This window comes from Lacihabitans sp. CCS-44, from assembly GCF_024343735.1.
Classification (GTDB): domain Bacteria; phylum Bacteroidota; class Bacteroidia; order Cytophagales; family Spirosomataceae; genus Leadbetterella.
Map to the genome: position 1 here is coordinate 74,636 of NZ_RJUE01000056.1, position 26,270 is coordinate 100,905.

At 37.5% G+C, this 26,270-nt stretch carries 23 protein-coding genes and 1 tRNA gene; 1 reads left to right on the top strand and 23 read right to left on the bottom strand.

Annotated features, from left to right (window positions below; all coding sequences use genetic code 11):
* Positions 1–46 precede the first annotated feature (46 nt).
* Positions 47–1,768: a DUF6089 family protein gene (locus EGI26_RS11275; RefSeq protein WP_255078388.1), complete on the top strand. Its 1,722-nt coding sequence runs from the start codon at positions 47–49 to the stop codon at positions 1,766–1,768.
* Between the two features lie 142 nt (positions 1,769–1,910).
* Here the strand turns inward: EGI26_RS11275 and EGI26_RS11280 are convergent, their stop codons facing one another.
* The 23 genes from EGI26_RS11280 to rpsA all read right to left on the bottom strand — a co-directional run bounded on the left by EGI26_RS11280 (position 1,911) and on the right by rpsA (position 25,914).
* Entirely contained in the window at positions 1,911–3,362 is a 1,452-nt protein-coding gene (locus tag EGI26_RS11280; RefSeq protein WP_255078390.1) for a Gfo/Idh/MocA family protein, read from the bottom strand.
* A 77-nt stretch (positions 3,363–3,439) separates the two neighbouring features.
* A complete protein-coding gene (locus EGI26_RS11285; protein ID WP_255078391.1) occupies positions 3,440–4,333 on the bottom strand; it encodes a sugar phosphate isomerase/epimerase in 894 nt (297 codons plus the stop codon).
* 16 nt (positions 4,334–4,349) lie between these two features.
* Complete coding sequence (locus EGI26_RS11290) at positions 4,350–5,138, bottom strand: SDR family oxidoreductase (RefSeq protein ID WP_255078393.1); 789 nt, start codon at positions 5,136–5,138, stop codon at positions 4,350–4,352.
* A gap of 1 nt (position 5,139) precedes the next feature.
* The gene (locus tag EGI26_RS11295; protein ID WP_255078394.1) at positions 5,140–6,165 is read right to left on the bottom strand and encodes a zinc-binding dehydrogenase; all 1,026 of its coding nucleotides are present in this window, start codon (positions 6,163–6,165) and stop codon (positions 5,140–5,142) included.
* Between the two features lies 1 nt (position 6,166).
* Positions 6,167–6,871 (bottom strand): orotidine 5'-phosphate decarboxylase / HUMPS family protein, encoded by a 705-nt coding sequence (locus EGI26_RS11300; RefSeq protein ID WP_255078396.1) that lies wholly within the window; start codon positions 6,869–6,871, stop codon positions 6,167–6,169.
* 313 nt (positions 6,872–7,184) lie between these two features.
* On the bottom strand, positions 7,185–7,460 hold the full coding sequence (locus tag EGI26_RS11305; RefSeq protein WP_255078398.1) for a hypothetical protein: 276 nt from the start codon (positions 7,458–7,460) through the stop codon (positions 7,185–7,187).
* Between the two features lies 1 nt (position 7,461).
* Positions 7,462–7,986, bottom strand: coding sequence for a DUF420 domain-containing protein (locus EGI26_RS11310; RefSeq protein ID WP_255078400.1), 525 nt, complete (start codon positions 7,984–7,986; stop codon positions 7,462–7,464).
* A 2-nt stretch (positions 7,987–7,988) separates the two neighbouring features.
* Entirely contained in the window at positions 7,989–8,666 is a 678-nt protein-coding gene (locus tag EGI26_RS11315) for an SCO family protein (protein ID WP_255078404.1), read from the bottom strand.
* Entirely contained in the window at positions 8,667–8,999 is a 333-nt protein-coding gene (locus EGI26_RS11320) for a cytochrome C oxidase subunit IV family protein (RefSeq protein ID WP_255078406.1), read from the bottom strand.
* A gap of 22 nt (positions 9,000–9,021) precedes the next feature.
* Positions 9,022–9,783 (bottom strand): cytochrome c oxidase subunit 3, encoded by a 762-nt coding sequence (locus tag EGI26_RS11325; RefSeq protein ID WP_255078408.1) that lies wholly within the window; start codon positions 9,781–9,783, stop codon positions 9,022–9,024.
* 84 nt (positions 9,784–9,867) lie between these two features.
* The gene (locus EGI26_RS11330) at positions 9,868–10,440 is read right to left on the bottom strand and encodes a cytochrome c oxidase subunit 3 (protein WP_255078410.1); all 573 of its coding nucleotides are present in this window, start codon (positions 10,438–10,440) and stop codon (positions 9,868–9,870) included.
* Positions 10,440–11,318, bottom strand: coding sequence for a heme o synthase (gene cyoE, locus EGI26_RS11335; protein WP_255078414.1), 879 nt, complete (start codon positions 11,316–11,318; stop codon positions 10,440–10,442). The genes EGI26_RS11330 and cyoE overlap by 1 nt, the downstream gene beginning before the upstream one ends.
* Positions 11,308–12,315, bottom strand: coding sequence for a heme A synthase (locus EGI26_RS11340; RefSeq protein ID WP_255078415.1), 1,008 nt, complete (start codon positions 12,313–12,315; stop codon positions 11,308–11,310). The genes cyoE and EGI26_RS11340 overlap by 11 nt, the downstream gene beginning before the upstream one ends.
* 15 nt (positions 12,316–12,330) lie before the next feature.
* Complete coding sequence (locus EGI26_RS11345; RefSeq protein WP_255078416.1) at positions 12,331–14,217, bottom strand: cbb3-type cytochrome c oxidase subunit I; 1,887 nt, start codon at positions 14,215–14,217, stop codon at positions 12,331–12,333.
* Positions 14,218–14,224: 7 nt separating this feature from the next.
* Positions 14,225–15,352, bottom strand: coding sequence for a cytochrome c oxidase subunit II (locus tag EGI26_RS11350; RefSeq protein ID WP_255078420.1), 1,128 nt, complete (start codon positions 15,350–15,352; stop codon positions 14,225–14,227).
* 28 nt (positions 15,353–15,380) lie between these two features.
* On the bottom strand, positions 15,381–16,700 hold the full coding sequence (locus EGI26_RS11355) for a quinol:cytochrome C oxidoreductase (protein WP_255078422.1): 1,320 nt from the start codon (positions 16,698–16,700) through the stop codon (positions 15,381–15,383).
* Between the two features lie 36 nt (positions 16,701–16,736).
* Complete coding sequence (locus tag EGI26_RS11360; protein WP_255078423.1) at positions 16,737–17,342, bottom strand: cytochrome c; 606 nt, start codon at positions 17,340–17,342, stop codon at positions 16,737–16,739.
* A gap of 12 nt (positions 17,343–17,354) precedes the next feature.
* Positions 17,355–17,876, bottom strand: a complete 522-nt coding sequence (locus EGI26_RS11365; protein WP_255078425.1) for a DUF3341 domain-containing protein — start codon at positions 17,874–17,876, stop codon at positions 17,355–17,357.
* Between the two features lie 31 nt (positions 17,877–17,907).
* Positions 17,908–19,272 (bottom strand): NrfD/PsrC family molybdoenzyme membrane anchor subunit, encoded by a 1,365-nt coding sequence (gene nrfD, locus EGI26_RS11370; protein WP_255078426.1) that lies wholly within the window; start codon positions 19,270–19,272, stop codon positions 17,908–17,910.
* A 65-nt stretch (positions 19,273–19,337) separates the two neighbouring features.
* Positions 19,338–22,397 (bottom strand): TAT-variant-translocated molybdopterin oxidoreductase, encoded by a 3,060-nt coding sequence (locus EGI26_RS11375; protein ID WP_255078427.1) that lies wholly within the window; start codon positions 22,395–22,397, stop codon positions 19,338–19,340.
* 44 nt (positions 22,398–22,441) lie between these two features.
* On the bottom strand, positions 22,442–23,641 hold the full coding sequence (locus tag EGI26_RS11380) for a c-type cytochrome (protein WP_255078428.1): 1,200 nt from the start codon (positions 23,639–23,641) through the stop codon (positions 22,442–22,444).
* Positions 23,642–23,871: 230 nt separating this feature from the next.
* A tRNA-Cys gene (locus EGI26_RS11385) sits at positions 23,872–23,942 on the bottom strand.
* A 148-nt stretch (positions 23,943–24,090) separates the two neighbouring features.
* Positions 24,091–25,914 carry a 30S ribosomal protein S1 gene (gene rpsA / locus EGI26_RS11390; protein ID WP_255078430.1) on the bottom strand — a complete coding sequence of 608 codons (1,824 nt, stop codon included), beginning with the start codon at positions 25,912–25,914 and terminating at the stop codon, positions 24,091–24,093.
* Positions 25,915–26,270 lie beyond the last annotated feature (356 nt).

The following is a 26,270-nucleotide window of genomic DNA, read 5'->3' on the forward strand; positions in this document are numbered from 1 at the left end:
TTGTAGTAAATTCATTCAAATTTTTTTATAAAATTACTTAAATCAAATGAAGAAGGTAACATTTTTAATTTTAGCTTTCTTAGCTTTTGGCTCCATTACAACAAAGGCACAAGATTCATGTGCTGTCTGTAAGCCTTACAAATGGGAAATCGGAATTCCGCTAGGAATAAACCAATATTTCGGTGACATGCACTGCAGTAAGCCTTATGCTTCCCAAAATAATTTTATGGGCGGTGTATTTGTAAGAAGGCATATCAGTGATTATTTCGCTGTTAGACCTCAAATTTTAGTCGGTAAGTTAGCGGGCAGAGACCTTGACAATCCTGATGGCCTCTGGGACTATAGAAGATTGAAGTTCTCTTCCACTCCATTTATCGAGGCTGCTGTTCTAGGTGAATTCTATCCGTTAAAAGAAAGGAAATTTACCTGTGATGGTTTCATGAAAAAAACTCTTTCTCCTTATATTTTTGCAGGTATAGGTGCTACTTACAGCAACCCTACAATTTATCAAGAACCAGGTGCTCAGTTTCCTGTTTTACAAAGAGACTTAGATGCCGACAGAGCTCATACTTCTACTTTTGGAAATAGAATAGCCGCCGTTATTCCAGTAGGTTTAGGTTTAAAATACAATATCGCAAAGCGTTTTACAATTGGTGCCGAAGCTGGATACCGCTTTTCTACATCTGACTACCTTGATGGCCTAAGCCTAGCAGGGAATGCAGACAGAAAAGATGGATATTTCCTTGCAAACGTTTTAGGCTCGTATAGATTCGGAGACAAAGACACAGATAAAGACGGGGTTGTTGATAAATGTGATGTATGTGTAAATGAGCCTGGTCTTCCAAAATTCCAAGGTTGCCCTGACACTGACGGTGACGGTGTCCCTGATAAAGATGATGAATGCCCAACCGTAGCAGGCCCAATTGGTTTGAAAGGATGTCCAGACTCAGATGGTGATGGAATTGCTGACAAAGACGATGCTTGTCCAACTTTAGTTGGCCCGGCCTACTTGAAAGGCTGCCCTGACAAAGACTTTGACGGTGTTGCTGATAAAGATGATGCTTGTCCAGATGTTGCTGGTGTAAAAGAACTTAAAGGTTGTCCTGACACTGACGGTGATGGCATTGCAGATAAAGACGATGCTTGTCCAAACGCTGCAGGTCCTGCTGCCCTTAATGGATGTCCAGATACAGATGGTGACGGAATTGCAGATACAAATGATGATTGTATAAATGTAAAAGGCTTAGCTTCGGCAAACGGATGTCCAGATAGCGATGGAGACGGTGTGCCTGACAATAAAGATTTGTGCCCTTCTGTACCCGGCCTAATGAGCAACCAAGGTTGTCCAGAAGGATATGTGAATGGAGTAGCTCCAATGAGAGGTTACAAATCTGCAAGTGGATGTATTATTACTGCTACAGAACTTGAGCAGTTGAGCTTTGCAGCTCAGGGAATTGAGTTCTATCCTGGAACAAATAAATTGAAGCCATCATCTTACAAATCTCTACAAAGAGTTTGTGATGTACTTGGAAGATGTAAAGATGCTAATTTGACTATCAATACTTACAATGATGGAGGAAGCAGCTCTCAAAACATAAGATTGGCTAAACTTAGAGCTTGTGCTATATATACTTATTTCATGAAGAAAAAATGTGTTTCTAAAGCTAGAATGTCTTATGATGGTTTTGGTGATGAAGACCCTAATGCTTCTTACACCAATGCTACTGGAGCTAAATCTGGTTCTAGAACAGAATTCTTATTGAAGTAATATTCTCTCTAAAGATATTGAAAAAAGCGACTTTCGAGTCGCTTTTTTTATGCCTATCAATTCTTCAAAATTTAAAATAAACACAACAAAAAAGCGTCTTGAATTTCTTTAAGACGCTTTTGATTATACAAAAAGAAGCGGACTAAACTTCCCAGCCTTTGCGATAGTTTCTTCCTACAAATTGGTTAGCCTCTTCAAGATTGGTTATTCTTGTGTTTTCTCCATCCCAAAGCAATTTCTTACGAGCAAAAAACTCCAATTTACCTTTGCTATCTTCTTTTCTAAGCATATAACTTCTTATGGCTAAATTGCCCATTAATACCGTCTCTGTCATAGGCCCGGCATAATCAAATGATGAAGTCAATGCCAAATGCTCTTTGCTTTTAAAACCTGCCTTACATGCATCTACCCATAAACGCTGGTGTCCATACTCAGACTCCATGTCTTTTGGCAAATCAGGACCCAATTCTTTCGTGCCATCGTTTAAAAACAGTTTCGGCATCATTGGAGAGCTATCATTGATATTGGTCGTGATTATTCCTTTTTCACCAATAATCATTACGCCGTTGGCACTATTTGTACCGCCTATGTCTTCATTGGCTGGAATAATATCAGGATGCGAAGGCCTTATACCTCCATCACTCCAAGTCATTTCTATTTTAGATTTGCTCTTTACTGTTTCTCCGAAGTGAAGTGTAATAAACGACGACGCTGGACAACCTTCAGGATTATAATCGGCCGTCCACATTTTTGAATATACCGAAGCCACACTGCACTCCGCATCGGTTGGGTATTTAAGACCCAAAGTTCTGAAAGGAATATCTATCAAGTGACAGCCTACATCTCCTAAAGCTCCTGTGCCATAATCCCACCATCCACGCCAATTGAATGGATGCATGTTAGGCGTATAAGGTTTAAATTCCGACGGCCCAAGCCACAAATTCCAATCTAGGTCTTTTGGTTTTAAACTGTCATCGGGGCTCGGCATTGCATTTCCTTGCGGCCAAACTGGACGGTTCGTCCAAATTTGAACTTTGCCAATTTTGCCGAGTTTGCCAGAATCCACCCATTTTTGTACAGTTTTTAATAATGGATTAGATGCTCCTTGATTACCCATTTGGCTCACTATTTTGTTAGTTCTAGCCATTTGAGTAAGCAATCTAGCCTCACGAATATTATGCGTCATGGGTTTCTGCACATACACATGCTTGCCTCTTTCCATAGCGTATTTGGCAGCTGGCCCATGCACATGGTCTGGCGTAGAAATTGTAACTGCGTCGATATCTTTCATGTTGTCAAGCATATCTCGATAGTCAGCAAATCGTTTGGCATTGGGGAAAAGTTTAACGCTTTCTGCGGCTGAGCCTGAAAAATCAACATCACAAAGTGCTGTTACTCTTTCGCGTCCATTAACAGAGGCATTTTTAATATCGCTTCTTCCTTTACCTCCAGCTCCTATTGCTGCAATGTTTAATTGATCGCTTGGGGAAATAAAACCTAAACCACCTAGTACGTTTCGGGGCACTATAAAAAACGACGAAGCAATAGCTCCATTCTTTATAAAAGACCTCCTAGAGTTTTCTTTTTTGCTCATATTGTATTATTTTGATTGAATACGTTTTAAAAAATATATTATTTATTTGAATATAAAATGACAAACTAAATTTTTACCTAATTATTTATGGGCCAGTATTTCGCAATTTTCTTTTTCAAAAATGCTACACTTCGTTCTAATTGCTCCATTCCTTCTATTCCATCTTCTATACTAATCCAACCATCAAAGCCAACTCTCTTTAACTCCGCAAATATAGCGTCGTAGTCGTTTAATCCTTTACCAATTTCACCATGACGTAGTCTTTTAGCATATCCTACAGACCCTCCTTCTTCTTTCCTGAGATCTTCTATGGTTCCTTCTATTAAGTATCTATCGCTTGCGTGCATAGTTACTACTCTATCCGATACTCTGTATAATAATTCTAGTGGATCTTCTCCGGCTAAGAAAGTGTTGCTTGGGTCATAGTTTACTCCAAAGTTTGGATGGTGAATACGGCTTACTAATTCACAAAAAACATCCATCTTTTGGGCAAATTCTGGAAATTCCCAAAAATCATCTTTATAATGATTTTCGATAATTAAAGTTACATTATTTTCTTTTGCAAACGGCAAACATTGCTCAATACATTCAACAGCATAGGAAATTCCTTGCTCAGGACTAAGTTCAGGGCGTCGTTGCCCAGACAAAACTCTACAAAATTGCCCACCTAAAGTGTTGCACATTTTTATCCAAGTTTTCTGTTTTTCTACCTCTTTAGCTCTGAAATCTATGTCAGGATGTGTAAAATCAGGTGAGCAACATAACATTGGTATTTGCTTTCCTTTTGATGCGACTTCTTTTCTAAATTTTCCCCAGTTTTGTTCATCAGCCATTTCCAAAAAACCAGCGTACCATTCTAAACCTTCAATGTCGAGCTTAGAGGCCAATTCTATCCATTCAAAAACTTTCATAGAGCCGTCTTTGCAAAGCTCTTGCATAAATGCTTTTGGAAATGCAGCTAACCTTGGCATATTTTATTTTTTACTTTTATGAAATATTTATATCCTTTGGCATGTTTCTGCCAATCATTGGAAACTGTTCCATGTCAAATACTTGACTGCTGATAGGTCCACAATTGTCACTCAGTATGAACACGGCCATGTTAGCTATCTCTTCAGGTTTGAAAATTCGACCAGATGGAGCAAAATAATCCGAAATGTCTTCGTACCAGTTTTCCTTCATTCCTTGTTCCTTTTTATTGAGTTTTTCTTTCTCTGTCAAAACCCATCCTGGATTTATCTGATTAACTCGAATTCCTTTTTGTCTGAAAAGCGAATCACCCAAGTTTCTGGTTAAAGTCATAAGTGCCCCTTTGGAAACACTGTAAGCCAAAAGATGTGGTTCACCACCCCAAGCGTTAATAGAGCCAATATTGAGAACATTGCCTTTGGTTTTTGAAAGCTCATGAGTAGCTGCTTGGATAATAGAGAACGGAGCTATGGTGTTTACGCTTAACATTTTTTCAAAAAACGGCAAAACAGTATTGTCAATGTCTGACGTGGCTATAAAAGCTGCATTGTTCACAATTGCATCTAATTTTCCAAAAGTTTGTATGGCTTTCTCAACCAATGCTTTCGGAGTTTCATTGTGGGTAATATCAGCTATGTGCAAGGCCGCGTTTTCAACTCCCAAAGATGTTATCAATTGTTTTCCTTGAGTCTCTTCAAGACCGTTGATAATTACTTTTGCTCCTTCATTTACACATTTTATTGCAATTGCTTTTCCTATTCCAGTGCAAGCACCAGTCACAATTATTACTTTATCTTTTAACTGCATTTTAAACGGGTTTTAAAACGCTTTTTACTACTTTACCTGAATGCATCTGTTCGAATGCTTCCTTCCAATCTGTGATGGCCCATACTCCGCCTATTATTGGTTTTACGTCAAGTTGGTTGCTGCTCATTAACGTAATTACTTTTTCCCAAATCGGCCAATTGTGACTGAAACTACCTTGTAATCTCACGTTTTTTTGCACCAATTGATCAAGTGAAAATCCAAGCGGTTGCGGCCCCCAGCCTACTTTAGTTATCTGTCCGTTTGGTCTAACCAAATCTAAAGCCATTTTTAATGTAATACTAGCACCTGCAGCATCAATTATCGTATCCGCACCCAATCCATCCTGTCTGAATGCCCACTCTGAGGCATCTCCTATTATTCCTTCACAACCATACTGCTTAGCAATTTCAAGTCTGGACCTATCACTTTCTAAACCTACTACAGCTACTTGAGCTCCACACAATCGAGCCATAGCAGCACACAAAATGCCGATTGTACCTGGACCTAAAACAATTACTCTATCTCCAGGTTTAATGTTGGAATTTACCACCACAGAATTATAAGCAACAGAACTCGGCTCAGTGAGACAAGCTTGCTCAAAAGATAAATTGTCAGGTACAGCATGAAGACAGCGTGCAGGAACTTTCACAAAGCGGGTCATTGCTCCATTCACACCGTAACCAAATCCTTTCCGACTTGGATCAAGATTATATAAACCCTGCCGCGACATTGGACTAAATGGATTGATTATAGCTGCAGTTTCGCTTACTACCCTATCTCCTTCTTTCCAAGTTTTTACATTCTTTCCAAGCTCAACAATGTTTCCGCCAAACTCATGTCCCAAAACCACTGGATAATTTACTGGCCAGCTGTGATCTGAAGTCCACTGATGTAAATCACTTCCACAAACTCCTACATTTGCTACTTCTAACAAAATATCATCTTCTCCAATTATTGGCTTTTCTATTTCTCGTATTTCTACACTTCCTTTTTCTATAGAATAATTTACTACTGCGGCGTTTTTCATATTATATTTTGGTTGGAATTTCGACGTAGGCATGAATTTTCTGGCAAATAAGTCTCAATGAGCTTTCCAAATCTCCTTCGGCCGTTTTGAATGAATCAGCGTCAATAGTCAAAGGAGCTCCCAAAACTACCAAAGGTGCTCCGTAGGCTGGGCAAGCAATTGCCTGTTCCAGTGTTAAGCCTCCCACAGCTTGCACGGGTACTTTTACGGCATTCACAACTTCTCGCAATTGATCCATTGGACTTGGCATTCTATGTCCTTGGACGGCTATTCCTCTTCTTTCGTCATACCCGATGTGATGGATTACAAAATCGCAGCCCAAATCTTCCAACCATTTTGCACCTGCAACCATATCAGGGCAACCCAGATTGTCTCCCATCACTTTTATTCCATAATCCTTTCCCGCTTGCACCACTACTTTAATAGTCTCCTCGTGTGCACGAGCCATAACCACCACGTGAGTGGCTCCGGCCTTGGCCATCATTTCAGCCTCAAGATAACCGCCATCCATAGTTTTTAAATCGGCCACAATCGGAATTCTTGGGAATGCTTCTCGGAGTTTTCTTACACCGTTCAGCCCTTCAGCCAAAATAAGCGGAGTGCCCGCTTCAAGCCAGTCAACACCAGCTCTTAGAGCCATTGCAGCAGTCTCTAGAGCCTCATCAATATTGGTGAGGTCAAGTGAAATTTGAACGATTGGTTTCACAGTAAGATTTTAAAGGTTGAATAAATGATTTCAAAACCAAATGATCTAATATTTGGCAAATTGAAAATAACTCAATCTGTAAAAATCGGAAAAGAAACAAAATTGCAAAATCAACATGTACAATTTCTTCTTTAATAAATACAAAAAGAGACCTTTAAAATTAATAATATTTTTTAATAAATATCAAAAAATATTGCATTTGCTTAAGTGGTTAAGCAATGTTTTTAAGAAAAAGGGAAATTGAATAATACTTAGAACCTAGTAAGGTAAAACAAACACTAAATAAAGGAGGCTGTAAACAAAAAGCGACGATTTACTTTTTATAAATTTCAGACAATCTGTTTTCTAACTCTTGTCGAGCCTTTAGCTCTTTTCTTCCCACCCTAATCCAGAAAAATATCAAGGCAGCTACCAATATGTATGGGGTAGAAAGTAAATACAAAATACCAAAATTTAAGCCAGTTCCGATAGTACCACGGCCTTCGCTAAGGTTGCTTTCTACTGTGGCTCTACACATGGCACATTGGCCAAAACTCTCTACTGACAATAGAGAAAGTACGATAAATGTAAATACAAATACTTTTTTCATCTCAAAAACTATAATAAGGCGAAATCATCAAATAAGCCAAAACACCTGTTATGGAAACGTAAAGCCAAATCGGGTAAGCAATTTTTACTACTTTTCTATGCTCTGTATCCATTCTGTTCCATCCGAAATAATAAGCTCGCAATACAAACGGCAAAACTATCAAAGAGGCACCTATGTGCGTAATCAAATTGAAATAATAGAAATATCTTATAAAACCCTGACCACCAAATGGTGTAGACTGATTACTTATATGATAAATTACGTAAAAAACTAAAAACAAACCTCCTAGACCAAATGCCAAAGACATTACAGATTTGTGGGCATTTATATTTCTACCTTTAATAAGTACCAGTCCCAGAATCAACAATATGGCAGTCGCAGAATTGATAATGGCATTTACAAAAGGTAAATTTTGCGTCCAAGAGCCCAAATCTAACTTAGTCCTTATTCCCAACAAAATAGCCACCACCAAAGGAATTGCTACTGAAATGACATTAATTGTACTAAACAAACCCTTTTTCTGCACTTTCACTTATTTTTTAATAAAACCTTTATTTCAACAACCAATCTTTCTATATCAGACTTGTTTGTACCTTCGTAAATACCCCTAATATTTCCCTTGGTATCTATAAGTAATAACTTGTCAGAGTGAATAAAAGTTTGGTCAATGTCTACAATATTTTTGTCATAATCAGATGCGTCTGATACAGGCAATTTCATACCCTTAATAGCCAAGTCGTAAGTATACTTTTTGTCACCGGTCAAAAATCTCCAATTTTTGTAAATACCTCCCAACTCGTTTGCATATTTATTCAAAACTTCAGGCGTGTCATATACAGGATCAACTGTTAATGATAAAATCTGTATAGAATCATTCAATTTGAATGTTTCAGCCACTCTAAGTAGATTTTTATTGGTGATTGGGCAAATGGTGCCACATCTACTAAAAAAGAAACTTACAACCGTTAATTTCTCTTTATTATATTCAAAACTCTTACTCGATTGATCTGTGAATTTAAAATCTGGAATAACAATAAATGTAGTATCTCCATTCACGACTTTAACTTCACCAGAGGCATCTAACTCTGGAAAATAATGTGGCAAATCGAATTTATTTTCTCCGAAAACCTTCAAAAAGATAAAAACAAAAACCGGAACACCCAAAACAATGAGGAGTATTCCGGTCTTAATATATTTTTTTAGCATTTATCTAACGCTTCCTATGTAACCACCTTCAAAATAAACCAACGCAGCCAACAGCCAAACTACAAACACAACAGGTATCACTATCGTCCATATCATAGACTTCACCTCATGACGTAAGTGCATAAAGTTTCCTACAATGTAGAATGATTTCACGAAAGTTAACAATATAAACAAAGTTATCTTAAGCCACTTCCCGAAATTATTATCTGAACTTATTTGAAATGCTATGATAAATTCTACCGCCGTTATGGCCAAAAGAATCCAGAATACTTTCCACAATTCCTTGGTTTGTGGTTTTTGTCTTTCTGTTGAATTTTCTACTGAATGTCCCATCTTAAATATCTTTTAAAAAAATTTAAACCAAATAAAAAAACGTAAATACAAACACCCAAACCAAGTCTACAAAGTGCCAATAAAGACCTACTTTTTCTACCATCTCATAGTGCCCACGTTTCTCATAAACTCCATTTGTGGCGTTATAAAATATCATGATATTCAAAACTACTCCCGAAAGAACGTGTGTACCGTGAAATCCTGTTATGAAAAAGAAGAAATCTGCAAATGCAGCTGGTCCATATTCATTTTGAACCAAATTTGCTCCAAAAATCTTTGCTCCATTAGCCAAAGTTAATCCTCCTTCAGAACCATGTATGAAGTGAGCCCATTCCCATGCTTGAGAACCCAAAAACATAAAGCCTCCAAGAATAGTCCAAAGCATCCATTTTTCCACATCGGCTTTATCTTTTCTATGACCAGCCTCAACGGCTAATACCATAGTAACAGAACTAAATATCAAAATGAAAGTCATCAAACCCACAAACACCAAGGGAAGGGATATACCGTGTAAAAAAGGAACTGATTCAAATACCCTCTCTGGAATTGGCCAATATTGCTGTGACAATTCAAAAGTCTTATAAGTCATGTCAGGAATGACATCTTTAAAAGTAGGAAAACTGAACCTTACTAGGCCATAAGAGATAAGTAATGCTGAAAAAGTAAATGTGTCAGATAACAAGAATATCCACATCATTAACTTTCCATAACCAACTTTCATTGGTTGAGTACCACCTTGCCAAGTAAGATGATCCGGATTCACAGGAGCATTCGCAACAGCCATAAAAACAAATTAGTTTAAATTATCGAACAAATTTAAAAAATGATTTCGTAAAAGTCTTATAAAAATTGAATCTGCTTGAAATTTTTATCTAAAAAACACCAAAAACAAAAGCAAATAAACCCAGAGAATATCTAAAAAATGCCAATAAGTGGCACATACCTCTATTCTAATCAGGTTCTTAGAGTGAATATTCATCTTAAAAGCTTCTAGAAAAGAGAAAAACAAAACTACTAGTCCTGTTATTAAATGAAAACCATGTAATCCTGTCAGTATGTAATAAAAAGACTCCGCTGGATTACCCTTTAAAAATACGCCTTCTTTCTGCAAAATAGTCCAGCCGAAATATTGCATGATCAGGAAAATAACCCCAGCCACAAATGTTACAGAAATATACACCTTAAGACTCCCAAAGTTATCTTTCTGAGCAGCTTTAAAGCCAAGATGCATGAAAACACTGCTTATCAATAAAACGGCTGTGCTGTAATAAAATATGGTGGGTATTTCAAATTCTGTCCAATTGCCCTCTGCTCTCCTTACCAAATAAGCACTTGTAAAAGCAGCAAAAAACATGATGATTGTAACAATAAAAAGCCAAACAATAAACTTCCATTTGTTTACCGTCAATATAGGCTTAGTAATTTCTATATCTTTTTTCATTAAAATTTATTCATTAAATAAGCTATTTGCACAATAGGCAAATACAAAAATGACCCAAACATTAAACCCATCGCTGCTTTCTTCGTTCGTTCTTTCATCAAATAAAGTGTCTGAGCTAGAAACAAAATGCTACAAAGCATAGCTATCACGGCAGAGTCTATCCTTGTCATTTGCAAATAGTAGGGTACCCAACATAGAGGCAATAAAAACAAAGTATAAATCATTATTTGGATAGCCGAGTTTAAATCCTTTCCGCCTTTTGACGGAAGCAATTTAAAGCCAGCTTTTTTATAATCATCATCCAAAACCCAAGCAATCGCCCAAAAGTGGGGAAACTGCCAAAAAAACTGTATAGCAAACAAAATGCCTGGTTCAAGTCCAAAGTGTCCTGAAGCCGCCACCCAACCAATCATTGGAGGGAAAGCCCCCGGCAAAGCACCAACCGCAACGGCTATAGGCCCTACCCTTTTCAATGGTGTATAAACAAATCCATAAAGAATCAAAGACAATAACGACAATAAACCAGCAGAAATATTAAACAAAAAAGCAATGGTACTTAGACCAAAAGCCCCCAAAACAAACCCAAAAAGAGCAGCTTCAGAAATACTCAGTTTACCAGATGGCAATGGACGATTTTCAGTCCTAGTCATCAGTTTATCCAGTTCTATCTCTTTTATTTGATTGATAATATTGGCTGCCGCTGTAACGCAAAATGCTGCCAAACCAAAAATTGCGAGGTAAGAAAAATTTATATCATTGGAAAATAAACTGTATCCAAAACAACTAGAGAAAACAACCGTTAACGATAACCGAAACTTTGTTAAATCGAAATATGCTCTTAGTTTTTGAGCGAGAGAAATTTTCATACTACTTTCCATACTGAGCAATTTGAGGTTTAGTAAGGAATAACAACACAAATTGAAACGTTAAAACTACTACACCCAAAGTGAGATGAAGTGGCTGTGCAAAAGCCGGGAAACCAAAGAATCTTAATATGGTTCCTGTAAATATACTCAATACAATAAAAATTAATGTCTTAGTGGAGAAAGAACTTATCATCATGCCTTCAAAACGTCCCTTAATTTTACTGTTTATTAAAAACTGTAAAACCAATATGATTAAACCAAGCAAAGCATGAAAATTTACTTTCCCAATTACTGAGTCTATCCATAAATGTCGATTATTATATCCTAAAGACTTTTGAGCCAAATCTATTCCTTCTCTGATCTGCGTTCCGAAAATCAGTTGTCCTATACTGAGCAATAACACTATAAAAATTAAAAATCTGATGTCTCTGGTGTTATCCAATTCTTTAATAAATCCCTCTAAAAAATATGTTTTCAGAATAGCAAAAACCAAAATACCCAAAATAAGAACCGCCACTATCATGTGAACGGTAATCAAGCCTGGCAATAATTCTGAAGAAACTACTTTAGCTCCCAACCAACCTTCAAATAGAACCAAAACAAAAGCCGCAAAACTCAAATGGAAAACAGAACGATTGGAGTTAAAATAAGCTCTATAAGAAAAGATCAAGGTCAGAAATATAAAAAATCCAACCAAAACACCAAGTAGACGATTAATGTATTCAATCCAAGTTTTCACCACATTGAACTCAACTTCTCCTTTTAGTTTAGCCCCAAAAATAGTCTGATAATCTACTGGTAGTTGGTCTATAGAGGTAGGTGGAATCCACATTCCGAAGCATTTTGGCCAGTCAGGACAACCCATACCTGCTCCAGAAGCTCTCACGAATCCTCCAACAAATATGAGACCTATTACGGCCAAAATTGTCAATAAACCAAATTTTCTAAATAATTGAACCACTTTATGCAAAAAAAGTACAATGAAGAGAATCTCCTCATTGTACTTCATTAAAATATTATTTTCTTAATCGTGAAGCGAAGTATCATATTTGATACTGTTGATTTCTTTCTCTTTAGCCACCAATTCTTCTTCTTCAGGCAAGTTAGACTCTGGAGTAGCTGAATAAGGAACATTCTGAGGAATGAAATCATCAGGAGCACCTGGTTTAGAATAATCATAAGGCCATCTGTAAACCGTTGGTATTTCACCAGGCCAGTTTCCATGACCAGGGTTTATAGGAGTAGTCCACTCTAAAGTATTCGATTTCCAAGGGTTTTGAGTAGCTTTCTTACCCCAGAAAATAGAATAAATAAAGTTAAAAATAAATACCGCTTGTGCAAATACTGTTATTATAGCCGCAATTGTTATGAAGGCATTCAAATCCATGTAAGTACTGAATGTCTCAAAGCCAGACCACTGATAATATCTACGTGGAAAACCAGCAATACCAATATAGTGCATTGGGAAAAAGACCAAATAAACACCTATGAATGTAATCCAGAAGTGAATATAGCCCAAGGCGTTGTTCATCATTCTACCGAACATCTTTGGAAACCAGTGATAAACACCCGCCAACATACCAAATATAGCCGCAGATCCCATTACCAAGTGAAAGTGTGCTACTACAAAATAAGTATCGTGCAATTGAATGTCTAGAGCAGAATTACCCAAAATTATACCTGTTAATCCACCCGAAATAAAGAATGAAACCAAACCAATAGCAAACAACATGGCTGGAGTAAAGATGATATTTCCTTTCCACAAAGTGGTGATGTAGTTAAATCCTTTCACCGCTGAAGGCACTGCTATAATCAATGTCAATAACATAAATACGGAGCCCAAGAATGGGTTCATACCAGTAATAAACATGTGATGAGCCCAAACGATAAATGCCAAGAACATAATACCCGCCATAGAGAAAATCATAGCTTTATAACCAAAAATCGGCTTTCTCGAGTTTGTAGCTATAATTTCTGATGTTAAACCCAAAGCTGGTAAAATCACAATATATACCTCCGGATGCCCCAAGAACCAGAACAAATGCTGGAATAAAATTGGGCTACCGCCTTGGTTAGGCAATGCCTGACCATTAATGTATATATCAGAAAGGTAAAAGCTCGTTCCAAAACTTCTATCAAAAATCAACAACAAAGCAGCAGATAACAACACAGGGAAAGAAAGAATACCCAAAATAGCTGTAAACGTAAACGCCCAAATAGTTAAAGGCAGTTTGTCCATAGACATACCCTTTGTTCTTAGGTTTATTACAGTGGTCACATAGTTTATACCACCCAGCAAACTTGAAACTATAAAAAGAGCCATTGAAACCAACCAAAGTGTCATACCATCTCCAGAACCTGGATTCGCTTGCTTCAAAGCACTAAGGGGAGGGTAAATAACCCAACTACCTCCAGCTGGCCCAGTTTTTACAAACAAAGAAACAAACATGATCACACTTGAAATAAAGAAAATCCAATATGACAACATGTTCATAAACCCAGACGCCATATCTCTTGCACCAATCTGTAGAGGAATTAAAAAGTTTGAGAATGTTCCACTCAAACCGGCAGTCAATACAAAAAAAACCATAATTGTACCATGCATGGTAACTAAGGCAAGGTAAAAATTAGGATCCAATTTACCCAATCCTTTGTCATCAAGGCTTATCCAATCACCCAAAAAAGGCTTCATCCAAGCCATATCCATTTCTGGAAAACCCAGTTGTAGACGGAAAACCAATGACATCAAAGCACCCAAAACAGCCCAAACTATACCTGAAATCAAATATTGTTTTGCTATAACTTTGTGATCTTCAGAAAATATATACTTCCTGATAAATCCCAACTCGTGGTGTTCTTCGTGAGCATGCTCACTATGTTCGTGTACTTCTACTTGAGAAACAGCTGACATATTTTTATTATTTTAAAACTTTACTTGAATTTCCTAAAACATTTGTTGCAACAACCTCTGGAGTAACCTCTACAGAAACAGGCTCAGAATACTTTTGTGCCTTAGCTTTCAGATTATCAGGAACTTTACTTAGCAAATCAGGATTCTCGGTAAGAAGAGGCTTTTGGCTCTTTTTCCACTTTTCATAATCAGCAGGCTCATCTACAACTAGAAGCAACTTCATACCAAAATGTGAACGCCCACAAATTTCAGTACACGCTATCTCATAGTTAAAGTCTGGCTTTCCTAATTCAGTTCTCATATCTGCTGTAGACTTATCAGCCACAAACCAAAACTTAGTTGGCATACCAGGAACAGCATCCATCTTCACTCTCATGTGAGGAATAAATACACTGTGCAATACATCACGAGCTCTGATTTTCAACAAAACCGGCTTACCCTTTGGAATGTGCATTTCACTTGCATTTGCAAAATCGTCGAACGAATTTGGATCAGAGAAATCAACTCCCATAGGGTTTCCGCCTGCATCGTCCATTAGTTTGTAATTGTACTTACCGAACTGATTGTCATCCACACCAGCGTATCTCACTGTCCATCCAAACTGCTTACCCATTATGTCTATTTGCTCAGCATTCGCTGGAGCTTCAGAAGTAATTTTAGTCCAAACTCTCAAACCTGAAAATACCAAACCAGCCATCACAATCGCAGGAACAGTAGTCCAGATAATTTCCAAATTATTGTTATGGGTATAGAAAGTAACCTTTCTATTCTTTTTGTAGCGGTATAAGTAGCTAAACAAAAACAAAAATGTATTAACAATGAAAAAACCAATCATTATCACTATCATAGAAACCCAAAACCAATAATCAGTTTCTCTACCATGAATTGAAGAAGCCTCCGGCAAAAAGTCTTTTTTATAGATAATAAAAGACCACACAATGCCAACAATACTTATTATCCAAAAAGCAAACAGCCCTACTCCATTTGCAGAGTTAAACTTATCTGGTGCTCCTAAATATTCAGACTCTTCGCCCTCTGATTTAGTAAGTCCTTTTAATATAGCCTGTGTTTTTGAAACAACCAAGAAGGTCAAAACAATAAACAGTATCGATAGAATAGCTATTAATAAAGTCATTTTTTAATATATTATCTTTTTAATGAAATTAAATGTCGTGATGTAAACTTTCTTCAATAAATGGATGATTCTTTGGAATCAAGTTTGCTTTAGAAAGCTGATTAGCAACAAAGTATATAAACAATGATGCAAATGTCAAGGTAGTACCCCACTCTATTATACCTATACCTCCTTGATCCTTGGCTATTCCTGGCATTTGAATCTGGTAAAAATCAAACCAGTGACCAACAAGTATTGAACCACAAGCCAACTTCAAAAATGTCATATTTCTTTTAGATTCACGAGCCATTAGTATCAAAAATGGAAACACGAAATTAAGAATAAGGTTTATAATAAACGGAGCAAAATATCTACCCCCATGTCCACTAAACCTCTCACGGAAGTAAATTGTTTCTTCTGGAAGGTTAGCATAGAAAATTAATAGGAATTGGCTAAACCAAACATAAGTCCAGAATACAGAGAAACCAAACATCAATTTACCCAAATCATGGATTGAACTGAAAGTAACTGCTTTCAAGTAACCTTTATCTTTTAGTAGAAGAATAGTCAACATCATAGCAGCTAAACCAGCCACGTGCCATGAAGCCAAATGATACCATCCGAACATTGTCGAAAACCAGTGGGTATCTATGGACATAGAGAAATCCCAAGCAGCAGTAGATGATGTTACAGCAAAAAAGATTAAGAACATTTTTGCATAGTTTCTGCTCTTGTAGTAATAAGCCAAATCGTTTGTTTCGTCTTCCAACAAAGAGTATTTTCTGATTTGAGTCCACAAGTAGTACCAAACTCCAAAATAAGCAACCATTCTTACCAAGAAGAAAGGAAAATTTAAGTACCACGACTTTCCAGCTATAATTTTATCATAATTTTCACTGCCTACTTCCATGATACCATGATGTGTCCAGTGAAATATAATATTTCTTGTATCTGGATACAAAAATAAAGCTAACATTACCAAAGCCGGAACTATAATAAATGAAGGAAATGCCTCAGGAACTCTTTTAAACGAAGCATACCAACCAGCCTTAGCAACATAGTTATAAGACAAAAAGAAAACCCCAACTACGGAAATACCTAAAAAATATACGCTATTCATCCAAAGATTAGCAACAATTCTAGAAAAAAGTGTTGCACCGTGATGTTCGCCACCTCCATGTCCTTCAGCCGCATGCTCAGCTCCATGTCCTGCATCCCATACTCCAATACTCCAATGATTTTTTATCAGAAAGGCACCCAAAGCAACCATAGCTATACCAATGATTGCTGAAATAATAAGCTTTTTCCTTAATTCAGGACTAAAATCAAACGATTCGTCTAGTGAAGGTGTTTCGTGCTTGTGAGCCATTATATTATTATTATTTACAATTAAAACTTATCTATATTAACCACCAATCTGTAATCTCTGTACATAATGGGTTATTTTCCATCTTTCTTCTGGCAACACTTGAGCACCATGCGACCACATTCTTCCTTTCCCATGTGTAATTACATGAAAAACATGACCCATCGTCATATTCTTATAAGCATCAGCGGCGTAATTAGGAACACCTTTGTATTTAGCCGCTACTTTTCCGTCTCCAGCACCACCAGCACCATGACAATGCTGACAATTTCTTTCATACAGAACCTTTCCTTCTTCTTCAGCAGCTTCAGACCATGGAATTGGATTTTTAAGTGTTTCAGCGGCTGCCAAATCATCTTTTCCCAAACCATAAATCATCAAATCGTTGATGACCGTACTATCGTCTTGAACAAAACTTGTCTTATAATTTCTTCTTGAAACCGTTCCAGCTACTGGATAACGCATGTTCATTCCGTTTGGATTGATAGCATTTGGCTCAATCTGGGTTTGAGCTTCATAGCCCAAAGAATTATACATGTTAGGAGCAAACTCCCAACCTGTATCGTTTTTAGAATCGCATGAAACCAAGGAAAGACCTAAAATTCCGCTTAAAACAAGTTTAAAATATATTTTACTGTTTTTCATTTTAAGATTTTATTAAACTTCCTTAACATTTACTTCTTTGGCACCGACCTCGCTTAAAAACGCCTTAATTTCTGAATCAGAAACAGTGTTTTTGTTTAAATCAATAGCCATTGCAAACTTATCATCTGTACTTCTAATATCAAATATAATTGGCTTTACACTTGGTCCCAATCCTTCCATAAAAAAGAAAGTAAATGACATACCAAATGCAGCCAAAAGTACTGTTAATTCAAACACGATTGGAATGTTGGTTGGAAAAGGAAAGAAATTCTTACCACCAATGTTCATAGGCCAGTCTATCCCCAATGTCCAAAATGTAAGCAAAAATGCTAAACAAGTACCAGTAATACCGAATAAAAAAGCTGGAACCCCCATTCTTGGTCTTTCATATCCTAAAGCATGGTCAAGACCATGAACAGGATATGGACAAAAAACCTCGTGGATTTTAATTCCTTTACTTCTGATTTTTTGAACTGCATCCATAACCACGTCTTCGTCGTTAAAAATGCCTACTATATATTTTTTATCTGTCATTTTAAGAACAATTAATCTTATTCGGAATTAATTAATGGTTAGATTTCTTTTCTGATGATGATTTCAAAACTGCCTTCACCTCTGCCATATTTATCACTGGCAAAAACTTAGAGAATAAGAAGAAACAAGTAAAGAAAAATCCAAACGAGAACAAATAATCTCCAATATCACCCATTCTAGGAGTAAAATATGTCCAGCTAGAGGGTAGGTAATCTCTATGCAATGAAGTAACGATAATTACAAAACGCTCAAACCACATACCTATGTTTACCACTACTGCTATAACAAACGATACAACTATGTTCTCTCTTAATTTCTTAAACCAAAACACCTGAGGTGACATCACATTGCAAAACATCATACCAAAATATGACCACCACAATGGACCTGTTGCTCTATTGATAAAAGCATATTTTTCGTATTCTACACCTGAGTAAGCGGCTATAAAAAACTCAGTTATATATGCCACCCCAACAATTGACCCTGTTAAGGTAATGATCTTATTCATTAAAGAAATGTGCTCTAAAGTGATGTAATCCTCAAGTTTGTAAACAACTCTTGTAACCAACATCAAGTTTTGAACCATCGCAAAGCCTGAGAAAATAGCACCCGCAACAAAATATGGAGGGAAGATGGTAGTGTGCCATCCTGGAATAACTGAAGTAGCAAAGTCAAATGATACAATAGTGTGTACTGAAAGTACAAGTGGTGTAGACAAACCTGCAAGTATCAAAGAAACGTCTTCATAACGAGCCCAAGTTTTTGCTCCACCTGTCCACCCTAATGAAAGTGCACCATATATAGTTTTACGAATACCCGTAGCTCTATCTCTAATCGTAGCCAAATCAGGAATCAAACCTATGAACCAAAACAAACATGAAACCGAAAAATAAGTGGAGATCGCAAAAACGTCCCAAACCAAAGGTGAGTTAAAGTTTACCCACAAAGAACCAAAAGTATTGGGAAGTGGCAAAGCCCAGTAGGCTAACCAAGGACGACCCATGTGCATCAAAATGAACGAAGCCGCACAAAGAACCGCAAAGATAGTCATCGCTTCAGCAGCACGGTTAATGGATGTTCTCCATTTCTGGCGGAACAATAATAGAATGGCAGAAATAAGTGTACCAGCATGGCCGATACCAACCCACCATACAAAGTTGGTGATATCCCATGCCCAACCTACTGTTTTGTTAAGACCCCATACACCAAGGCCTTCCCACCATGTCCATAAAACCCAACCACCGCCATAAAGCAAAACTAAAACAGATATAGCAAAAGCTATCTTCCATTCTTTGGTAGGCTTAGATTCTACATGTCTGCAAATATCCTCAGTAACATCGTGGTAGGTTTTGCCCCCGGTTACTAGATGTTCTCTTATTGGTGAAACTACTGACATAATTATATCCTAGAAATATTTAGGAACTTTATTTATTTAAAAATTAATTACAAAAAATATCAAAATCAATGACCTGCATGCTCCGCATGGTCTGTGTGTGCCACAGCTTCTGCTTTTTTCACACCATCCTTGTTTCTGATTTTAACAAGATAGTTTACTTGCGGAATTACGTTGATTTCTTCTAACAATTGGAATCTTCTTCCTTCTTCTTCTTGTACCAAAAGTTTAGAAACTCTCGATTCAGGATCCAACATGTCTCCAAAAGTAATGGCGTTGGTTGGGCAAGACTGAGAACATGCAGTTTCAATCTCTCCATCCACCGGACGACGCTTCTCTTTCTTGGCAGTAAGTTTACCTGCCTGAATTCTCTGAACACACATTGAACATTTCTCGATAACTCCCCTCGATCTAACTGTTACGTCTGGGTTGATTACCATTCTTCCCAACTCATTGTTAAAGTGGAAATCGAAGTTATCGTTCTCAAAATACTTAAACCAGTTGAATCTTCTTACTTTGTATGGACAGTTGTTTGCACAATATCTTGTACCCACACATCTGTTGTAAGTCATTTGATTTAATCCTTCCGAGCTGTGAGTTGTTGCCAAAACTGGACAAACAGTCTCACAAGGTGCATTTGAACAATGCTGACACATCAATGGCTGAAATACTACTTCAGGATTTGCAGAAGCTGTTTCCATAGCCTTGTAACCAGAAACACTGTATCCTTCTTCCTCTGGAGCGTCTGAACTATAATATCTATCAATTCTAATCCAATGCATTTCTCTTGCACGAGCCACTTCAGCTTTACCTACAACTGAAACGTTGTTTTCAGCCTGACAACTAACCACACAAGCAGCACAACCTGTACATGTATTTAGGTCAATTACCATACCCCAACTATGGTTTTTCTTCTCGTGCCCGTTCCAAAGCGTAATTGAATATGGTTTTTTCAAACCATCCGAGGTAGCAATCATCGGCTCAAATCTTCCAGCTTTAGAATTTTTCACGTATTCGCTCAACACAGATTCCTGTACAACTGCCTCACGACCCATGTATGTTTCGTGTGTTTGTGTTTGTGCTAATGTATATCCGCTTTTAGTTTTCTCAATTTTTGCTCCTCCCACCCAAAGATTACTTGCTGTGGCAGCACCTTTTAGTAATGGCAACATGGCGACACCTACATTACCTGCTTTTCCAGCAGCAGTACGTCCGTAGCCCATCGCTACTGTAACGGTATCGTTTGCCTGACCTGGTTGTATCAATATTGGAAGCTCAACAGTGTTAACTCCGATAGTAAGATTTACCCAATCTCCGACTTCTAAACCTAAATCAGCTGCAGTTTTTTGCGAAAATGCTGCGGTGTTTTCCCAAGTAACTTTAGAAACTGGATCTGGTGTTTCTTGCAACCAAGGATTGTTTGCTTGAATACCTGTACCAATAGTTACATTTTCAAAAACATATAATTCGATTCCTGAAGATTTTACTGAAGAAACTTTTGCAGCTGCATCAGCCAAGTTTCCAGAGAAAGAAGCACCAGCTACAGTTGTATTTGGCGACTCATAAACTCCATCGTGAAGAGCCTGAATCCAAGTTTTGCCATTCAAAATGCCTGAACTCCAAACATTTTTCACATAAGCTTGATAGTCTGAAGACTTGCCAGCCCAAGCCAATAAACTGGACTCGCCTTGACGAGAATTAAAAATATTAGAAATTACTGGCTGTGTAAGTGAATAATAACCTGCCTTTGGTGAGGCATCACCCCATGACTCTAAGTAATGTGTATTGAGGGCTAAATAAGTACACAATGAAGCCGTTTCGTTTGCTCTATCAGCAATGGCTACACTCAACTTCGCTTTTTTCAAACCTTCTGCAATGTCAGCACCCAATAAATGGTCATAAACAGGATTTGAATCTAAAAATATAACTGCATCTACTGCACCTGATTTCAATTCAGCAACGAATTGGTTCATTGCAGCATCACTACCTTGCTTGTAGTTTACGGTTGTTCCGAAATCTATTGTGTTTCCTAAGTTTCCTAAAAGGCTATTGATACCGTTAACAATCGTCTGAACAGACACATCATTAGAACCTGAAACCACTAAACTAGCTCCTTTAGCAGCAACCAAGTCTTTGGCACATTTATCAATGTTTTCAAAATCGCCTTTGGCAACAGAAAGTTGAGAACCAACTCCCATAATACCTGAAATCCTATTGTAAAGGTTTGCTACAAAAACTCCTTCTTGAGAAGGTTTGAACATTCCTCTGTAGTCAGCATTTGCACCTGTCATGCTCATTCCAGTTTCAAACTGATAATGTCTTGACATAGTTTTTTTACCCCCTTTGGCACTGCTCAATCTTCTTGTTTCTGCCCACTGTGCTGCATGCTCGATTGGAGAAAGCCAAGTTCCTAAGAAATCACAGTTGATACCAACAATAACGTTAGCCTTATTGAACAAATAAGAAGGAATAGCCGCTTTTCCAAAACTTGTTCCATTAGCCTCTATCAAAGCCGAAGCTGAGTTAGAATCATAAGTCACATGTTTTGCAGAAGGATATTTTGAAGCAAAATCTGCTAAGACTGATTTAGTACTTGGAGAAAGAATGGTATTTGAAACCACTCTGATGTTAGATGAAGAAGCCAAAGCCGCAGAAACTTCCTTATCTAATTCAGCCCAAGTTATTTTCTTTCCGCCTTTGGTGGGCTCTTTTAATCTTTCGTTATCATATAAAGACAATAAAGAAGCGTGAACTTGGGCATTTACGCCACCTTTGGTCACACCTGACATTTTGTTACCTTCTATTTTAACAGGTCTGCCCTCTCTTGTTTTTACTAAAATACTACAGTAGCTGCCCGCTTGAGCAAAAGTTGAAGCATAATAATTAGGAATACCAGGCTCGATGTCTTCAGGCTTATTCAAATATGGAATTGTATGTCTAACTGGAGCATTACAAGCGGCCAAAGAAACTGCAGCAACTCCAAATCCCAACATCTTCAAGAAATCACGACGGTAAGTTCCGCCTTCCAATCCCTCTAAATTAAATTCTTTATCTGCGTTTTTAACAACGCTGATATCGTTTTTCAACTCTTCAATACCTTTCCAATACCTTTTATTAGTATTCTCCATGAGTATGTATATATAAAATTCTCTTTATTACTTGAAAAAAATAATTAATAATGACATTTAGCACATTCTAAGCCGCCTATGTCTTCTACTTTCATAGCCTCTTTCGAAGTGCTGTTGTGAGCTGTCAGCAACGCATCATAGTACGCATTTCCTTTTGAGTTCACATCAGTTTTTCTATGACAATCTATACACCAGCCCATAGTAAGTGTATGGCGTTGTTGTACTACTTCCATATTTTTGATATCTCCGTGACAATTTTCACAATCTAGACCAGCCACGTTGGTATGTTGAGAGTGATTAAAATAAGCCAAGTCAGGTAAGTTGTGAACACGTACCCACTCAATCGGTTGATTTTTCTCTATCGCAGTGTATATTTTCTGAATTTCAGGCGATTCTCTCTTAATGGTATTGTGGCAGTTCATACAAATGCTTGAAGAAGGAATACCCGATTGTTTTCCTTTGTAAACTCCTGTGTGACAGTACGCACAATTGATTTCCATATCTCCAGCGTGAAGCTTATGAGAAAAGTTGATAGGCTGTGTTGGTGCATATCCTTGGTGAACTCCTATTTTGTACAATCCGTCTAATGTTGCTTTTGTGCCTAACAAAACAAACATCCAAATAACGGCTGTTACGATGGTTTTGTTAGCCGACAAGCTTTTCAATGTAGACTTCAAACTGTCCATAGCAGATGGCACATCTTCTAATGACTCGCCCTTTGCTACTGTCGAAAGCAATCTTAACACTGCCAACAATGCCACAAGTACTAATGCCATGATTACCAACAACGCCACTAAAACAATGTTGAAAAATTTGCCACCTGAGGTTTCTTGAGCCGGAGCAGCAACTGCTGCACCAGGAGCTGCGGCTGCGGGAGCTGCATTCGCCGTTTTCACATAAGCTAGAATGTTTTTGATTTCCGCATCACCATAAGCAGGAAAGGCCGTCATCTGCGTTTTATTGAATTTTTCATACAATTCAACTGCGTATTTGTCTCCACTAGAGATAACAGCAGCTGGATTGTTAATCCATTTTTTCAACCAAGCCGCATCTCTTCTGTCTTCGATTCCAGCCAAACCAGGACCTACAACTACAGAAGCGTCAGTAGCGTGACATTGAGCACAGTTATTTTTGAAAAGAGTTTCCCCTGCAGCGGCATCACCATCTTGGGCGAAAGTGTTTAATGTAAGAACAAAAACGAGGGCTACGAGAGTGAGTAATTTTTTCGAAATATTATTTATCATTTTAAATTATAATATTGCAATTTTTGAGACTACAAAGCTAAGGGAGGAATGCTTTTTATCAAAATATGTAATGTGATTTTTTTTGAATTCAAAAAATTTAGAATCATTTTAAATAAGAATACAACTTATTGAAAATGAATTATTTAGAATAAAAAATACCATTTGAAAAGTAGTTTGTACTAACCTATCAAATGGTACTAATTTTAGTTTTTGAACTTTTTCAAAAATTGAGGTCCCGAGCGGATTCGAACCGCTGTAGAAGCTTTTGCAGAGCTCTGCCTAGCCGCTCGGCCACAGGACCCTCTTATTTAAAGGAATGCAAATTTATGACCAAATAGCTGTTTTGCCAAAATTATTTTAGAATATTCTTAATTTTTTCTTAAAAAATGAAATGGCTGCCTTATAGACAGCCATTTCTGAAGAAAAATTATTTTTAAGAAAAACTGAGATTAAGCCTCGTCAGTTGTTTTCTTCTTTACTACTTTCTTTTTTGGAGAAGCTTCTTCGCTTTCAAGTTGATCTCTCAACGCCGAAAGAGCTGACAAGTCACCTAATGTAGATTTCTCCATTTCAGGCAATTTTACTTTATCTGTAGCTTTTACTGGAGCTTTTTTCTTCTCTACTTTAGGCTCTTCTTTCTGAACTTCCCAAGTTTTTGAGTGAGAAAGAACGATTTTCTTCTCTTCTTTATTGAACTCGATTACTTCAAAAGAAAGTTTCTCGCCCATTTCGCCAAGTGTTCCGTCTTCTTTAGCGATAGCTTTTAAGCCAGCTTGTCCTTCGATACCGTAAGGTAGTTCCAAGGTAACTTGTTTCTCGTTTTTACCAACGATGTTACACTCATGTACTGTTCCTACTTCGAATACTGTTTCGAAAGTATCCCAAGGGTTTTCTTCTAGGTGTTTATGGCTAAGAGCCAATCTTCTGTTGTCAACGTCCAATTCAAGAACGATAACCTCAAGTTCTTCTCCGATTTTTACAAAATCAGACGGATGCTTGATTTTCTTTGTCCAAGAAAGGTCAGAAACGTGAACTAGACCGTCGATACCTTCTTCAAGTTCTAAGAATAAACCGAAGTTGGTAAGATTACGAACTGTTCCTTTATGTTTTGTACCGATAGCATATTTAGCCAAAAGATCTTGTTTTGTCCAAGGATCTTCTGTCATTTGCTTGATACCCAATGACATTTTTCTTTCGTCTTTGTCCATAGTCAATACTACAGCTGAGATATCGTCTCCGATTTGCAAGAAATCTGATGGGTTTCTCAAGTGTTGCGACCATGACATTTCTGAAACGTGGATAAGACCCTCAACACCTGGCTTAAGCTCAAGGAATGCACCGTAATCAGCGATGTTTACGATTTTTCCGCTCACTTTAGAACCTACTTCTAGGCCTTCAGCTAATGAATCCCAAGGATGCGACTCCAATTGTTTCATACCCAATGAAATACGTTTCTTGTCGTCATCAAAGTCAAGAACAACCACTTTGATTTTATCGTCAAGATTCAATACTTCGTTCGGGTGATTTACTCTACCCCACGAGATATCCGTGATGTGTAGTAAACCATCTACGCCACCAAGGTCGATGAATACACCGAAGTTAGTGATGTTTTTAACCACACCTTCCAATACTTGACCTTTTTCAAGGTTAGTAAGGATTTGCTGACGTTGCGACTCAAGGTCTTTCTCGATCAACACTTTGTGTGATACTACTACGTTGTCGTTGGTATGGTTGATTTTAACCACTTTCACTTCCATACGTTTTCCTACAAACACATCAAAGTCTCTGATAGGTTTAACGTCGATTTGTGAACCTGGCAAGAATGCCTCAATACCAAAAATATCTACAATAAGACCACCTTTTGTACGACGCTTAATCAAAGCATCAACTATAATGTCAGTCTCAAGAGCACCTTCAATTTTAGACCAAGCTGTAAGGATTCTGGCTTTTTTACGAGAAATAACCAATTGTCCTAGAGCATCTTCTTGTTTTTCGATAAAAACCTCCACTTTGTCACCCACTTTAAGGTCAGGCAAATCGCGGAATTCTGAACGAGAAACGATACCATCTGATTTGAATCCGATGTTTAATAAAACTTCTCTGTCTGTAATACCTACCACTAGGGCATCTACTACGTCTTTTTCTTCAATTGCGGCGAAAGTTTCACCGTAAACTGCTTCTAAATCTGCTTTCTCGGCAGCGGTGTATCCTCCACCAATGCCTTTTTTTGTTACTTTCTCCCAATCGAAATCAGGAAATGTTTGATTTGTCATAAATGAATTAAAATGCTCATTATTACATCAATAGACCGAGCTTTTCTACTGAAATTGATTAAAAATTGATAATTCCTCGTTAAAAAGGAGTGCAAAGGTAGGGAATTTGAGAAAATATGCAAGGAAAGTGCGGAGATTTTTTGGGTAAACAGTTAAAAATCAGGCTTCGACTCCGCCTTTAGATTTGTGAGATGAAAAAACTATTGAGTAATTAGGATAATTTTACGACGGTAATTTGTCCTAAGTGGGAAACAGGAGAAACCTATTCGACTCCGTAAGAATAAACTTATACTGAGATTAAGGCCCTGCTTCCCTCACTCTATTCAACGCTATTTAGCTATTGAGGAATCGTTGGT

What these genes read in the sequence shown, in the direction of transcription:
- EGI26_RS11275 (WP_255078388.1), top strand. Translation starts at nt 47, where the DNA reads ATGAAGAAGGTAACATTTTTAATTTTAGCTTTCTTAGCTTTTGGCTCC.
- EGI26_RS11280 (WP_255078390.1), bottom strand. Translation starts at nt 3,362, where the DNA reads ATGAGCAAAAAAGAAAACTCTAGGAGGTCTTTTATAAAGAATGGAGCT.
- EGI26_RS11285 (WP_255078391.1), bottom strand. Translation starts at nt 4,333, where the DNA reads ATGCCAAGGTTAGCTGCATTTCCAAAAGCATTTATGCAAGAGCTTTGC.
- EGI26_RS11290 (WP_255078393.1), bottom strand. Translation starts at nt 5,138, where the DNA reads ATGCAGTTAAAAGATAAAGTAATAATTGTGACTGGTGCTTGCACTGGA.
- EGI26_RS11295 (WP_255078394.1), bottom strand. Translation starts at nt 6,165, where the DNA reads ATGAAAAACGCCGCAGTAGTAAATTATTCTATAGAAAAAGGAAGTGTA.
- EGI26_RS11305 (WP_255078398.1), bottom strand. Translation starts at nt 7,460, where the DNA reads ATGAAAAAAGTATTTGTATTTACATTTATCGTACTTTCTCTATTGTCA.
- EGI26_RS11315 (WP_255078404.1), bottom strand. Translation starts at nt 8,666, where the DNA reads ATGCTAAAAAAATATATTAAGACCGGAATACTCCTCATTGTTTTGGGT.
- EGI26_RS11320 (WP_255078406.1), bottom strand. Translation starts at nt 8,999, where the DNA reads ATGGGACATTCAGTAGAAAATTCAACAGAAAGACAAAAACCACAAACC.
- EGI26_RS11325 (WP_255078408.1), bottom strand. Translation starts at nt 9,783, where the DNA reads ATGGCTGTTGCGAATGCTCCTGTGAATCCGGATCATCTTACTTGGCAA.
- EGI26_RS11330 (WP_255078410.1), bottom strand. Translation starts at nt 10,440, where the DNA reads ATGAAAAAAGATATAGAAATTACTAAGCCTATATTGACGGTAAACAAA.
- cyoE (WP_255078414.1), bottom strand. Translation starts at nt 11,318, where the DNA reads ATGGAAAGTAGTATGAAAATTTCTCTCGCTCAAAAACTAAGAGCATAT.
- EGI26_RS11340 (WP_255078415.1), bottom strand. Translation starts at nt 12,315, where the DNA reads ATGAAGTACAATGAGGAGATTCTCTTCATTGTACTTTTTTTGCATAAA.
- EGI26_RS11345 (WP_255078416.1), bottom strand. Translation starts at nt 14,217, where the DNA reads ATGTCAGCTGTTTCTCAAGTAGAAGTACACGAACATAGTGAGCATGCT.
- EGI26_RS11350 (WP_255078420.1), bottom strand. Translation starts at nt 15,352, where the DNA reads ATGACTTTATTAATAGCTATTCTATCGATACTGTTTATTGTTTTGACC.
- EGI26_RS11355 (WP_255078422.1), bottom strand. Translation starts at nt 16,700, where the DNA reads ATGGCTCACAAGCACGAAACACCTTCACTAGACGAATCGTTTGATTTT.
- EGI26_RS11360 (WP_255078423.1), bottom strand. Translation starts at nt 17,342, where the DNA reads ATGAAAAACAGTAAAATATATTTTAAACTTGTTTTAAGCGGAATTTTA.
- EGI26_RS11365 (WP_255078425.1), bottom strand. Translation starts at nt 17,876, where the DNA reads ATGACAGATAAAAAATATATAGTAGGCATTTTTAACGACGAAGACGTG.
- nrfD (WP_255078426.1), bottom strand. Translation starts at nt 19,272, where the DNA reads ATGTCAGTAGTTTCACCAATAAGAGAACATCTAGTAACCGGGGGCAAA.
- EGI26_RS11375 (WP_255078427.1), bottom strand. Translation starts at nt 22,397, where the DNA reads ATGGAGAATACTAATAAAAGGTATTGGAAAGGTATTGAAGAGTTGAAA.
- EGI26_RS11380 (WP_255078428.1), bottom strand. Translation starts at nt 23,641, where the DNA reads ATGATAAATAATATTTCGAAAAAATTACTCACTCTCGTAGCCCTCGTT.
- rpsA (WP_255078430.1), bottom strand. Translation starts at nt 25,914, where the DNA reads ATGACAAATCAAACATTTCCTGATTTCGATTGGGAGAAAGTAACAAAA.